Below are 14,030 nucleotides of genomic sequence, written 5' to 3' on the forward strand. Positions count from 1 at the left end.
CAGTGCACTCAAATAGTACCAGATGACTTTTATTCAACCACTCCAGAATAATTATTCTGCGTCCTTATCTGCTTTTTCTTCAGTTGATGCTTCTGCAGATGCAACTGGAGTTGCGTCCTTAGCCCGGTTAACTACCCGTGCAATTGCCACGCTATCAAATACCAAATATACCCCGTCACAGTCTAAAGTAACAGTCTTATCTTCAGTGTTGATACTATCAATCACACCGTGCAACCGTCCGATTGTCACAACTTCGTCGCCCCGCTTCAAGCTATCCACCAATTGTTGGTGTTGCTTTTGCCGCTTGGATTGGCTCCGCATTGTGAACCATAACATGATGATCACAACTGCAAATAGTAATACATAACTCATTGTACCGCTGTTCATTATTTTCACTCCTTCAACTATTTCATTAAATACTTTAACAAAACTTTTCACAAGTTAATAGTTAAATTTTTAGAAGTTACGGCTATTTTGTTTATTGTAGCCATATTCCTCAAAGAACTGTTCCCGGAAATCCAGCAAGTTATCATCAGCAATCGCCTGTCTGATTTGCTTCATCAGGTGTAACAAGAAATACAAATTATGATACGATGCCAAACGCAATCCCAATGTTTCTTGCGCTTTGAACAGGTGGCGGAGATATGCCCGCGTATAGTTCTGGCAAACATAGCAATCACAATTATCATCTAAAGGATTGAAATCATGGGCATAGACCGCATTCTTAATTACCACGCGTCCGTGTGATGTCATGCAAGTTCCGTTGCGGGCAATTCTAGTGGGAAGAACACAATCAAACATGTCAACGCCCCGAATCACACCGTCAATTAAAGCATCAGGTGACCCTACTCCCATCAAGTACCGTGGTTTATTTTCTGGTAATAATGGGGTTGTAAAGTCGAGCACATGGTTCATCTCAGCTTTTGACTCCCCAACAGACAAGCCCCCGATAGAATAGCCCGGGAAGTCCAGTGATACTAACGCTTTAGCACTTAGTTCCCGGAGGTCCTTGTGACCGCCCCCTTGGACGATCCCAAACAATGCTTGCCGATCAGGATGTTTATGTGCTTTAAGGCCCCGCTCTGCCCAACGTGATGTCCGTTCAACTGACTTTTTAATATAGTCATATGATTCAAAGAACGGTGGGCATTCATCGAAACTCATGATGATATCGGCTCCTAAAGCATTTTCCACTGCGATCGCTTTTTCCGGTGATAGGAATAAGTTCCGCCCATCTAAATGGCTCTTGAAATGGACTCCTTTTTCAGTAATGTCCCGCATTTGCGCCAGTGAAAAAACTTGGAAGCCCCCAGAATCAGTCAAAATCCCCTGATCCCAGTTCATAAAGTGGTGCAGTCCTCCTGCTTCAGCTACCAGCTCTTCTCCTGGCCGGAGCCACAGGTGGTAGGTATTACTTAAAATAATTCCTGCGCCCATTTCCTTTAACTCACGCGGCGATATTGCTTTCACTGTGGCCTGAGTTCCTACTGGCATAAACATTGGGGTTGGGAATGTCCCGTGAGGGGTTTCCAATGTTCCCAGGCGGGCACCAGTATGCTTTTCCTTCTTTTTTAGGTGATACTTCACAGCTGGTTCCGTCATTCATATTCCTCCCCGTTATTTGATAAACATTGCATCCCCAAAGCTAAAGAAGCGATACTTTTCTTGAACTGCATGCTTGTATGCATTCAAGATGTTTTCGCGTCCCGTAAAGGATGCTACCAACATTACTAGCGTTGACTTTGGCAAGTGGAAGTTAGTAATGAAAGCTTGGACTACCTTCCATTCATAGCCTGGTTTGATGAAAATATCAGTCCAACCACTGTCAGCCTTGATTTCACCATTGAACTTAGTACCAATCGTTTCCAAAGTTCGAATTGAGGTGGTCCCGGTTGCAACGATCTTGCCCCCATTGGCCCGCACTTCGTTAAGCGTAGCCGCTGCTTCAGGAGTTAACCGGTAAAACTCACTGTGCATCTTGTGTTCTTCAATATTATCAGTTGAGACTGGTCTAAAAGTTCCCAACCCCACATGGAGGGTTAGATAAACTAACTTCACACCCTTATCAGCGATCTTTTGTAGCAATTCTTTAGTAAAGTGTAACCCCGCCGTAGGAGCTGCTGCTGAGCCGACTTCCCGTGAATAAACTGTTTGGTACATTTCTGGGTTGTCCAGCTTTTCTTTGATATAAGGTGGTAACGGCATTTCCCCCAAGCGGTCCAATATTTCCATGAAGATCCCATCATAATGGAACTCGATCATCCGCCCACCGTGCTCCAATTCCTTGGTAACCGTAGCGGTCAATTCGCCATCACCAAAACTAATGGTTGTCCCCACTTTTGCTCTTTTAGCTGGCTTGACCAAAGTTTCCCACTCGTCACCATGGGTGTTGTTCAACAACAGCACTTCCAAGTGGCCACCCGTTTCTGGTTTAGTCCCATAAATCCGGGCAGGCATCACCCGCGAGTCATTCATAACCAACGCATCACCCGGGTTTAACTTGTCAATAACATTGTAAAAATAATCGTCTTGATATTCACCAGTTTGTGCATCAAGCACTAACATCCGTGATTGATCCCTTTTTTCTAGTGGTGTTTGGGCAATCAATTCTTCTGGCAAATCATAATCAAAATCACTAGTTGTGTAATGTGGTGTACTCAATTTCTCTTACCTTCTTTTATTTATTTGTTTGCTTCATTCCCAGGTGGGCATAAGCAGCTGCTGTGGCTACCCGTCCCCGTGGAGTACGCTTAATAAAACCAATTTGCATGAGATAAGGTTCAACCATATCCGCGATTGTCTCGGTTTCTTCACCAATATTGGCCGCTAAAGTTGCAACCCCGACCGGACCACCATCATAAAGTTCAATCATCGTGGTCAGTAGTTTGCGGTCGGTTTCATCCAACCCTTTCTTGTCGACCCGCAACATTGCCAGGGCATAGTCAACTATCTCTGCATTGATCTCATCCATTTGGGCCACGTCAGCAAAGTCACGCACCCGCTTCAATAGCCGGTTGGCAATCCGGGGGGTCCCCCGTGACCGCCGGGCAATCTCGACCGCCCCGCTGCTAGCAATCCGACTATTAAAAACGGCTGCTGACCGCTCAACAATGGCCGTCAGCTCCGTAACCGAATAATACTTCATGTGTCCCACTATTCCAAACCGTTCCCGCAACGGTGCAGACAGCATCCCAGCTTTGGTAGTCGCCCCAATCAACGTAAATGGTGGTAAGGGGAAGTGGACTGCATGGGCAGTCGGTCCTTGACCAATGATAATATCAATAAAGAAATCTTCCATTGCAGAATATAATACTTCTTCTACTGCTTTGGGTAAACGGTGAATTTCATCAATAAATAGGACATCGCCCGGATTAAGCTCGTTTAATAAGGCAACCAAATCACCGTTCTTTTCAATCGCTGGCCCCGAAGTGGTTTTGATATTGACCCCCATCTCATTTGCAATCACACTCGCCATAGTGGTCTTCCCCAAGCCCGGTGGTCCATACAAGAGCACGTGGTCGAGCGCTTCTTCCCGTTGTTTGGCAGCCTGAACATAGACCCCAATTTCATCTTTGAGTTTAGTCTGTCCAATATATTCGCTCAGTAAATGGGGGCGGAGGGAAAGTTCGTCCGTCCGTTCAGCCTGGTCACTGCTCGTGCCAGAAACTAAGCGTTCATCCTCTGTCATCTTCTCACCTCACTTATTTATTGTTGAGTAAGTGTAGTGCCTGGCTCAGATACTCGTTTGTATCCTTGCCTGCAAAATTCTGTAATTGTTTCCCAACTTTTTTAATATCAGTCTTAGTATAACCGAGAGAAGCTAGGGCCTCCAAGCTTTCCCGTAAGGCCGGACTAGCATCCGTTGGTGTTACATCTAAAGCCTGCTGTCCCACCAAGTTGGCAGGGGTAATTTCCTTCATTTTTCCCTTGAGATCCAAGATAATCTGCTGGGCTGTCTTCTTACCAATCCCTGGAAACTTAGTCAAGAATTTGTCATTGTTAGTATTAATCGCATTGATCAACCCACTGTGATCTTCATTGGCTAATATCGCCAAAGCACTTTTAGGCCCTATTCCAGAAACACTCAATAGCTTAATAAAAAGCTGTTTTTCATCAAAAGTTTGAAATCCATACAAGCTAATATCGTTGTCACGCACAGCTTGATAAATATAGACTTTCTGGTCGTCATTAGTTGCCATATAGCGAAAAGGATTGGCCACTAAAACGCGGTACCCCACCCCACCAACGTTGATCACAATGTAATAAGGGGTAACATCAGTAATTTTTCCAATAAAGTATTCGTACATTTACTCCAATCCTTTCCTTATTTCAATTCCTTGTCAATAAAGTCTGTATGGTGTGGATCCTGAATACGCTTGAACATGCGCTCAATGTCCCGGCTAGTAAAGTGAACTAACGTTGGTCGCCCATGCGGACAGTTAAAAGGATTTTCACACTGGTTTAACTGGGTCAACAAAGCTTTGGCTTGGCGGTCATCCAAATGCTGGTTAGCCTTGATGGCCCGCTTACAGCTCATCATAATTGCAGTCTTTTCCCGAAATTTGGCAATCGAAAGCTGTTGGTCTTGTAGAAAATAATCAATCATTTCTTTGATTGTATCTTCCTCTTGTCCGGCAATAAACCAAGTTGGATGTTGCCGCACAACATAACTATTGGGACCAAAGTCCTCCAAAACGATCCCCAGTTGTGCCAACTTCTCTAAATTGGGTTTAATCCGGACCATATCCGTCACGGGATAGGTCAATACAATTGGCAATAATAACTTCTGTTGATCAGAGGATACTTCCCCAATTTTTTGCCTAAAATATTCATATTTAATTCGTTCCTGGGCTGCATGTTGGTCCACAATATATAAGCCTGCTGGACTTTCTGCCAACAAATAGGTTCCATGCATCTGACCAATATATTTGAGCTCAGGGAAACGGGCTGTTTCCCCTGCTTCTGTCTGTTCCGCTGGGACCAATTCTGAGTTCGGTTCCGTTGCTGAAGTGTGCTCTTTAGCACTGTATTTTTGATCCCACTTTTGTACTAGTGGTTTAGTTAGGTCTGCTTTATTTTTGATAATTACGGTTGGTGGTTCAGGTCCGGCATCTTCCCGAACTTCAGCCGGCGTGTCCAGCGGGCCTTCTTGGGGCTGGTGGTATGCAGTAGATCCTGCTTCTGAAAGCTGCTTTTCTCTTTTATCGGTCTGTGAATCCTCAAAGGCTGCCGCCATACCGGCTTGGAGCTGCACTAAATCAACTTTCTTATTGGCATGCAAATTTTCTAAAGCATCTGGAATCAAATTTTCCGTCGTCAGCCGGTTAGCAATTGTTGTTTCGATCAAGTGCGTTAGCTGTTCTTCCTTAGAAATGCGGACTTCTTGCTTAGTCGGGTGCACATTAACATCCACCAATAACGGGTTGAGTTCAATATTAAGCACAGCAATTGGATAACGGCCAATCATCAACTTTGAACCATATCCCTTGATCAAAGCCTTAGTCAATTGAAAATTTTTAATGTACCGGCCATTAATTAATAAGCTGATATATTTGCGGGCCGCCCGCGTTAACTTGGGGAGGGAAACAAAGCCAGTTACCTTGAAATCGTGATCTTCACCGGTAATAGCTAGCATCTGCCGGGCACTTTGCACCCCATAAATTGCCCCAATCACTTGTTGCAAATTGCTATTGCCCGCTGTTTGCAATAATTGATGTCCGTTATTGGTCAGTGAAAAGGCAATTTCAGGATGACCTAACGCCAACCGGTTAACAATATCACTAACAGCCGCTAGCTCTGTCGCTAAGGAGCCCAAGTATTTCAAACGCGCAGGGGTGTTATAGAATAGCTCAGTAACTGTGATGGTAGTTCCGGGACGACTGGCACTCACCCCAAATTCCAAAACAGTTCCCCCTTTAAGGTGGATAGCAGTTCCGGGCTGATCAGCCGTTGCAGTAGTTAGCTGCACATCGGCGATTGAGGCAATACTTGGTAACGCCTCCCCCCGAAAGCCAAGGGTTTGCACTTTAAATAAATCTTCGCGCGCACTGATCTTGCTGGTGGCATGGCGCTTAAAGGCAAGTTTTACCTCATCAGCTGGAATCCCGTCCCCGTTGTCCATCACCTGAATTGATTTCAAGCCCGCCTCTTCGACCACAATATCAATCGTTGTCGCATGGGCATCAATTGCATTTTCAACTAATTCTTTGACTACCGAAGCTGGACGTTCTACGACTTCTCCGGCCGCAATTTGATCCGCTAAATTAGGTGCTAACTCATGGATTTTGCCCACAGCAATCCTTCCTTTCGCTTATTTCTTTAACATCTCTTGCCATTTGACAGCTGCCTTAACAATGTCAAACATCTTCATATCCATAAGGTCTAAATTCTTAATAGCTGCTAGGACTTGGTCCTCTTGACTAGACCGCGGCTTTGCCGTTGCCTCAGGTTGAAAGAGCGACAGCTGACCTTTTTCAGCTGGCACCTGTTCAGCAATGTGGACACTACTTGCCTGACGAACATCCCGCTCTGTTTTGGCGTCTTGATTGTCAGCCCCCGCTTCCAACTGCTGTAAAATCTTGTTAGCCCGCTCTAACAATGAAGTTGGCATCCCAGCTAGCTTAGCCACATGGATCCCATATGATTTATCTGCTGGTCCATCCTGCATCTTATGCAAGAAAACCAAATCGCCATTTTGTTCCATCGCTCCAACATGAATGTTTTTCAATGCTGGCAATGATTCTTCTAACGCGGTCAACTCATGGTAGTGCGTTGAAAACAGAGTTTTGGCGTGGATGTGGTCATGGACGTACTCAATGATTGCCTGGGCCAGGGCCATCCCATCGTAAGTAGCTGTTCCCCGGCCAATTTCATCAAATAAGATCAAGCTATTAGGTGTTGCTTGTCGTAAAGCATCATTGGCTTCCATCATTTCTACCATGAAGGTTGATTCTCCGGAAATTAAGTCATCCGCAGCCCCTATCCGGGTAAAAATCTGGTCAAACAACGGTAAGGTAGCTTTGGTAGCCGGCACAAAACAGCCAATTTGCGCCATCACTACTGTCAACGCTAACTGCCGCATATAAGTGCTCTTCCCCGACATGTTTGGTCCCGTGATCAAAAGAATGTCCAAAGATGCCGGCATATTGATGTCATTTGGGACATAACTTTGCTTGCCAATTACCTTTTCCACTACGGGATGCCACCCACCTGTCACCTGTAAATCATGCCCATCGGTGAACTGGGGCCGGGTAAGGTGTGCTTCTTCGCTAATAACAGCAAAACTCTGCAAAACATCAAGTTGCGCCAAGCCATGGGCTAACCGTTGCAGACGTTTAATTTGATCTTTAATCTGTTCCCGCAAAGCTACAAAAAGCTGATACTGTAATTCAGTCGCTTTGGTTTTAGCTCCCAAGATGAGATTTTCTTTCTCTTTCAATTCTGGTGTCACAAACCGTTCGGCATGGGTTAAGGTTTGTTTCCGTTGGTAACGATCTTCAGGTAACTTAGCCAAACTCCCTTTAGAAACTTCAATATAATAGCCAAAAACCCGGTTATAACCAATTTTCAAGTTGTTAATTCCTGTGGCCTGACGTTCCTGTGCCTCTAACTGTGCTAGCCACTTTTTGCCATTTTGCATCGCATCGACATACCGGTCGAGCTCTGCGTTGTATCCTGGTCGAATTAAGTTACCATCAGTTACTGCAATTGGGGGGTCGTCGACGATCGCCTGATCAATCAAATCCACTACTTCTTCAACCGGATCGAGTTGGTCGAGTAGGGACTTGAAAGCCTGGCCATCTAACTGGCTTAAAACATATTTTATTTGGGGAATATGTTGTAATGACGTTTTCAATTGAATCAAATCCCGACCATTAACATTTCCGAATGCCACCCGCCCTGCTAACCGTTCCAGGTCGTACACGTGGGTTAATTCTTCTTGGATAGTATTGCGTTCCAAGAAATTATCTAATAACAATTGAACCAAGGCTTGGCGTTGCTCAATTTGTTGGCGTTCGAGCAATGGCCGTTCAATCCATTGCTTCAACAGCCGGCCCCCCATAGCAGTTTTAGTTGCGTCTAGTAACCATAAAAGTGTCCCACTCTTCTTGCCCGTACGAGAGTTGCTGATCAATTCAAGGTTGCGCTTGGCATAGCGGTCTAGGCGCAAAAAGTCTGCTGGTTGATAATGAACTGATTGCTGTAAATGGGCTAGGCTTCGTTTTTGCGTTACCGTTAAATACATCAATAGGTGCTTAACGGCTTGAATTTCAGCATCTGCTGTTAGGTTCTGGCTAACATAACTGAACTCGCTTCTTTGCTCCACCGTATTCTGTTGGGACTGGAGAATTTTAAGCTTATCGATTACAGCGCGGGTTGGTGCAGTCACACTCTCATCAATAACAATTTCTTTAGTTCGGGTTGCGACTAATTCATTTTCAACAGCAGTCAAATCTTTCAGCACCGTTGACCGCATTTCGCCGGTTGATAAGTCAACATAGGCAAAACCATACTGGTCATCTGTCTGGTGGATTGCGGTCAAATAATTATTGCTCTTATTTTCGCCAGCTTTTTGCTCCATTAATGTTCCGGGAGTAATCAGTTGAATGACCCCCCGCTTAACCATCCCTTTAGCTGTACTTGGGTCTTCTAGCTGCTCACAAATAGCCACCTTGTACCCTTTTTCCACTAAAATATCGATATAGTTGCTGGCTGCGTGGTGGGGAACGCCACACATTGGAATATGTTCTTGCCCATTTTTATTCCGTTGGGTCAAAGTTAATTCTAAAATTTGTGCCCCTTTAATCGCATCATCATAAAACATCTCATAAAAATCACCGATACGATAGAACAAAAAAGCATCTGGGTAATCCTGCTTGATCTCCAGATATTGCTTCATCATAGGTGTTACACTTTTTTTAGCCATCAACTTGCCCCATTTCTTCTCGATTTCATTCTGTTTAATTTTAACATTTATCACTAAAAAATAAAAAAAGTCACGTCAAGCGTGACTTTTTAAGCAACCTACTTGGCATATTCGATTGCTCTCGTTTCGCGAATAACCGTGACCTTAATATGTCCTGGATATTCTAGCTCATTTTCAATCTTATTCTTGATATCTCGTGCTAAGACCGTTGCTTGTAAATCATTGATTTCGCTTGGTTTTACAATCACCCGAACTTCGCGTCCTGCTTGGATTGCATAACTCTTCTTAACTCCTGAGAAATCATTAGCAATTGTTTCCAGTTTTTCTAAACGGTGAATATACTTTTCAAGTGATTCACTCCGTGCCCCTGGCCGAGCTGCAGAAATCGCATCAGCTGCAGCCACTAACACTGCAATTACTGATTTTGGTTCTACATCCCCGTGATGTGATGCGATAGTATTCACAACTACGTCACTTTCTTTATACTTCTTAGCCAATTCGACACCTATTTCTACGTGTGAACCATCTACTTCATGATCAATTGCTTTTCCGATATCGTGTAATAATCCTGCGCGTTTTGCCATTACGACATTTTCGCCTAATTCAGCTGCTAGCACTCCCGTAATTTTAGCTACTTCGATAGAGTGAACCAAAACATTTTGCCCATAACTGGTCCGGTAGTGCATCCGCCCAACGGTTTTAATTAAATCAGGGTGCATTGCGTGCAAGCCCAGATCAAACAAGGCCTGCTCCCCTTTTTCTCTAATTTTAGAATCAATTTCCTTAGTAGCTTTTTCAACCATTTCTTCAATCCGAGCAGGATGAATCCGTCCGTCTTGAATCAACTTCTCTAATGCCACCTTAGCAATTTCTCTTCTTACCGGGTCAAAACCACTCAAAACGACTGCCTCTGGTGTGTCGTCAATAATCAAATCGATCCCTGTTAACGTTTCTAGGGTACGAATGTTGCGTCCTTCACGCCCGATAATCCGTCCCTTCATTTCATCGTTAGGTAAGGTAACGACGGAAACCGTGCTTTCAGAAACCATATCGGCAGCACTCCGTTGAATTGCTTGCGCAATAAGGTTCTTGGCTGTCTTATCAGCAGTTGCTTTGATTTCAGCTTCATTATCTTTGATCATTACTGCTAATTCATGATCAAGACTAGCCCGTGTTTGCTTCAAGATTAATTGTTTAGCATCATCCTGCGTCATAGCAGCAATCTGAGCTAGTTTATCTTGTTGTTGCTGAATTAAGTTGGAAACATCTTCTTGCTTTTGCTTTAAGATCTGGTTATCTCGGGTATACTTACTTTCCCGCTGTTCAAGTGCTCCTTCTCTTTTGTCAAGCTGGGAGTCTTTGCGATCAAGGTTTTCTTCCCGTTGTAAAAGCCGATTTTCTTGCTTTTGAATTTCGGCTCGCCGCTCTTTTAGTTCACTTTCGATTTCTTTACGATAACGATGACTTTCATCTTTAGCCTCTAACAGAGCTTCCTTCTTGCGAGCTGCCGCGTCTTTTTTGGCGGTAGCAATAATCCCTTCTGCTGTCTGCGTAGCTTGATCCAAAGCCTTTTCGTGAAAAGCCTTACGTAAACTATATCCGATAACAAGACCGATCATTAAAGCCGCAATAATAGCGATGGCGAGGATTACGATTATCATACTCAAATCTTTACACCTCCACACCATCATTAATGATCACTAATCTAATCACCAATCATTGATGTTTTTATTTTGAATTACATACACATTGATATTTTAATGTTTTTGCCCGGCTACTGTCAATAATTACTCCTAGTTGGTCGCATTAGGATCCACTAATTTAAATATTTATTTACCGGACAACAAAAGGACAGCCCTATCTCGTAGTGCTGGCTGTCCCTGTTTTAAATATGCAATTAATTATTCTTTAGTATTAGCAACATTTGTAGGTGCAACCTTGAGATCTAGCTGCTTATCACTAGCATTCGTAGTCGCTACTGGCTTTTCAGCAGCGTCTTCAGCTGTTCCCGCCTCACTAATGCCATAAGCACTTCGCACCTTGGTAGTTACTTCCGCCATGAAGTCAGGATTGTCTGCTAGGTACTTCTTAACGTTTTCCCGACCTTGACCAATGCGTTTGTCGCCATATGAGAACCATGAACCGCTCTTGTGGATGATATCTTTTTCCACAGCCATATCAAGTAATTCGCCGGTCTTAGAAACACCTTCGCCGTACATAATATCGACTTCAGCAACCTTAAATGGCGGAGCAACTTTGTTCTTAACCACTTTGATCCGTACGCGGTTACCAATGATATCTGAGCCTTTTTTAATCTGTTCAGCCCGCCGAACTTCCAACCGAATAGTGGAGTAGAACTTCAATGCCCGTCCCCCAGTAGTCGTTTCTGGATTACCAAACATTACCCCAATCTTTTCCCGGATTTGGTTAATGAAGATTGCAATTGTCTTGGTCTTGTTAATCATCCCAGATAACTTCCGCAGGGCCTGGGACATCATCCGTGCTTGTAAACCAACATGGGCGTCACCCATTTCTCCGTCAATTTCTGCCTTAGGAACTAAAGCCGCCACAGAATCAATAACAATAATGTCAATCGCACCAGAGGTAATCAGTGCTTCCGCAATTGATAAGCCTTCTTCTCCAGAATCTGGTTGTGACAGCCACAATTCATCAATGTTGACCCCTAGTGCCCGAGCATATTTAGGATCAAGTGCGTTTTCAGCGTCAATATAAGCTGCTGTCCCCCCACGTTTCTGAACTTCAGCTACTGCATGCAAAGCAACTGTTGTTTTCCCCGAACTTTCAGGACCATAAATTTCAACAATTCTCCCTTTAGGATAACCACCCACGCCTAAAGCTTCGTCAAGAGCAATAGAACCGGTTGGGATCGTTGCGATTTCTGTATTGGTATCAGCCCCCATCTTCATGATGGAACCCTTACCGAAATTTTTTTCGATTTTTTTCAAGGCTTTTTCTAAGGCCGCTTTTCTTTCGTCCGCCACTTAATGTGCCTCCTTCTTCCTTCTTCATACTTTTTATAATACTGATTTTCACTTCAAAACACAAGAACAAAAGTTCCCTTATTGCTTTTTGAGTGCCTGTAAAACCATCATCAAACCAGCTAAAACAGCCCGCTGCCGTACTTCTTGGCGCGTCATTTTTGGCCAGTAAAATTCCTGGGCTTGTGGTTTTTGATCCTTGAATTGTAACCCTATCCAAACTGTTCCGGCTGGAAGTCCGTCCACTTGCCCTGGTCCAGCAACACCAGTAAACGAAACTGCAATATCTGTTTGGGCACGTTTTTTTGTGTGCTGTGCCATCGCTTGAGCAGTCGCTTGACTTACAACCCCGTTTTGAGCAATCAATTCGTGGGGAACGCCTAAAAAACGTTCCTTGGCTTCTGTCGCATATGTCACAAAGCCCCCATAAAACACTGCTGAAACTCCTGGAATAGTCGCTAATGTACTCTGGAACAAGCCAGCCGTTAAACTTTCCGCTGCCGCAATCGTCAAGTGCTCTTGCTGCAGTTTCTGGACAAGCACATTGGCTAATGAGTTGTCAGCCCCATGTCCATAATAATATTGACCAGCCCGTTCTAAAATCACGTTGGCACACTGCATTAACTTTTTTTCAGCCTCTGCACTCGTATTAGCCCGACTGGCTAGACGAATAGTTACTTCACCATGTTGCGCATACAAGGCAATAGTCGGGTCAGATTGCTGGGCAATCACATCTGCGAGTAAAGCTGCTAGCCGCGATTCACTAATCCCAAAAAAGCGCATCACATGAGTAAATAATGGCTGCAAGTTTGGCAGTGACTGACGTAACACTGGCACAAGTTCTTGTTCTACCATAACCTGCAATTCTTGAGGTGGCCCCGGTAACAAAACATAGTGGGTTTGGGTTGCTTGAGCATAATAATACGTTCCCACCGCTAACCCTACTAAATTAGCTAAACTTCGGCCTCCATTAATATATTCCGCTTGTGTGTGATTATTCGGTGCCGGCACTTCGTTTTGCTCAGCAAAATAGTGTGCAATTTTGTTGGCAGCTGCCTGGTCGCCCACTAACGGTTGGTTAACAAACCGAGCTACAACCTGCTTAGTAATATCATCAGCAGTGGGACCGAGACCACCTGTTATGATCACTAAATCACTATTTGCTTGTGCCTGTTCAAGGGCTGCCACTAAGCGGTGCTCATTGTCCCCAACTGTCGTCCGGTGGTAGACATCTATTCCTAGTTGCGCCATTTGCTGACTTAAGTACGGTGCATTGGTATCCGTCACTTCGCCCAATAAAAGCTCCGTTCCTACACTAATGATTTCTGCCCTCATTATCTGTCCCTACCTTTGCCTTGTTTACCTCTTATTTTACTCTTTATCCTTCTAAAATATAGATACACATAAAGAGCATTAATTTTTCATCGATTTACAAAAATAAGGGCTAGACGGAAAAATTCCGCTTAGCCCTTATTTGATGGTTAATTTATTTCTTTCCAAACGAATCAGCAAAAACGTCTCGACTATTATAGAAGTATTCTACTCCCGAATATACAGTGAAGAATAAGCAAATATATAAGAGAACTTCACCAATTGGAAAGTGTACCGGTGCAAATAAAACATTGTTAAGGAACAAGAAGATAATCGCAAACATTTGCGTAAAAGTCTTGATCTTCCCCGGCATAGCAGCTGCCATAACTTCACCATCATTTTCTACGACGATCAAGCGCAACCCGGTTACTGCTAATTCCCGACAAACAATAATCGCTGCAATCCATGCAGGCACCTTTCCCATTTGGACCAAAATAATAAATGCTGTCATGACTAACATCTTATCGGCCAAGGGATCTGCAAACTTACCAAAATTGGATACCAAGTGCCGCCGCCGTGCGATCTGTCCGTCAGCAAAATCAGTGATCGAAGCCACCGCAAAAATAATTGCGCCCACTAACTGCGTAACTGGTATTACCGTTCCTAAGCAAGTTACTTCGCCCCATTCTAGTGGCAAAAGTAAAACTAGCATAAACAGCGGAATTAAGAAAATTCTGATAACAGTCAACTTATTAGGTAAATTCATCTTAAATATACTCCCTTATCCATTCCTC

The 14,030-nt window shown here is 44.0% G+C and carries 11 protein-coding genes; all 11 read right to left on the bottom strand.

All coding sequences use genetic code 11. The features are described from left to right. Nucleotides 1-51 precede the first annotated feature (51 nt). Nucleotides 52-387, bottom strand: coding sequence for a preprotein translocase subunit YajC (yajC, locus tag V3C97_RS05110; RefSeq protein WP_338433919.1), 336 nt, complete (start codon nt 385-387; stop codon nt 52-54). Nucleotides 388-456: 69 nt separating this feature from the next. Continuing rightward, nucleotides 457-1,602, bottom strand: coding sequence for a tRNA guanosine(34) transglycosylase Tgt (gene tgt / locus V3C97_RS05115; RefSeq protein WP_009553831.1), 1,146 nt, complete (start codon nt 1,600-1,602; stop codon nt 457-459). Between the two features lie 15 nt (nt 1,603-1,617). Beyond that, nucleotides 1,618-2,661 carry a tRNA preQ1(34) S-adenosylmethionine ribosyltransferase-isomerase QueA gene (gene queA, locus V3C97_RS05120; RefSeq protein WP_338433920.1) on the bottom strand — a complete coding sequence of 348 codons (1,044 nt, stop codon included), beginning with the start codon at nt 2,659-2,661 and terminating at the stop codon, nt 1,618-1,620. 16 nt (nt 2,662-2,677) lie between these two features. Beyond that, nucleotides 2,678-3,688 (bottom strand): Holliday junction branch migration DNA helicase RuvB, encoded by a 1,011-nt coding sequence (ruvB, locus tag V3C97_RS05125; protein ID WP_009553833.1) that lies wholly within the window; start codon nt 3,686-3,688, stop codon nt 2,678-2,680. 13 nt (nt 3,689-3,701) lie between these two features. After that, nucleotides 3,702-4,307, bottom strand: a complete 606-nt coding sequence (gene ruvA / locus V3C97_RS05130; protein ID WP_338433921.1) for a Holliday junction branch migration protein RuvA — start codon at nt 4,305-4,307, stop codon at nt 3,702-3,704. 17 nt (nt 4,308-4,324) lie between these two features. Further along, on the bottom strand, nt 4,325-6,292 hold the full coding sequence (gene mutL, locus V3C97_RS05135) for a DNA mismatch repair endonuclease MutL (protein WP_338433922.1): 1,968 nt from the start codon (nt 6,290-6,292) through the stop codon (nt 4,325-4,327). Nucleotides 6,293-6,310: 18 nt separating this feature from the next. Beyond that, complete coding sequence (mutS, locus tag V3C97_RS05140) at nt 6,311-8,929, bottom strand: DNA mismatch repair protein MutS (protein ID WP_422392847.1); 2,619 nt, start codon at nt 8,927-8,929, stop codon at nt 6,311-6,313. 95 nt (nt 8,930-9,024) lie between these two features. Next, on the bottom strand, nt 9,025-10,587 hold the full coding sequence (gene rny, locus V3C97_RS05145; protein ID WP_180849731.1) for a ribonuclease Y: 1,563 nt from the start codon (nt 10,585-10,587) through the stop codon (nt 9,025-9,027). A 240-nt stretch (nt 10,588-10,827) separates the two neighbouring features. Then, the gene (recA, locus tag V3C97_RS05150) at nt 10,828-11,928 is read right to left on the bottom strand and encodes a recombinase RecA (protein WP_338433924.1); all 1,101 of its coding nucleotides are present in this window, start codon (nt 11,926-11,928) and stop codon (nt 10,828-10,830) included. 78 nt (nt 11,929-12,006) lie between these two features. Continuing rightward, nucleotides 12,007-13,260 (bottom strand): competence/damage-inducible protein A, encoded by a 1,254-nt coding sequence (locus V3C97_RS05155; RefSeq protein WP_338433925.1) that lies wholly within the window; start codon nt 13,258-13,260, stop codon nt 12,007-12,009. A gap of 151 nt (nt 13,261-13,411) precedes the next feature. After that, nucleotides 13,412-14,002, bottom strand: coding sequence for a CDP-diacylglycerol--glycerol-3-phosphate 3-phosphatidyltransferase (pgsA, locus tag V3C97_RS05160; protein WP_027826662.1), 591 nt, complete (start codon nt 14,000-14,002; stop codon nt 13,412-13,414). Nucleotides 14,003-14,030 lie beyond the last annotated feature (28 nt).

Origin of the sequence: Ligilactobacillus saerimneri (assembly GCF_036689625.1) — a bacterium.
In the GTDB taxonomy this organism is placed as follows: Bacteria; Bacillota; Bacilli; order Lactobacillales; family Lactobacillaceae; genus Ligilactobacillus; species Ligilactobacillus saerimneri.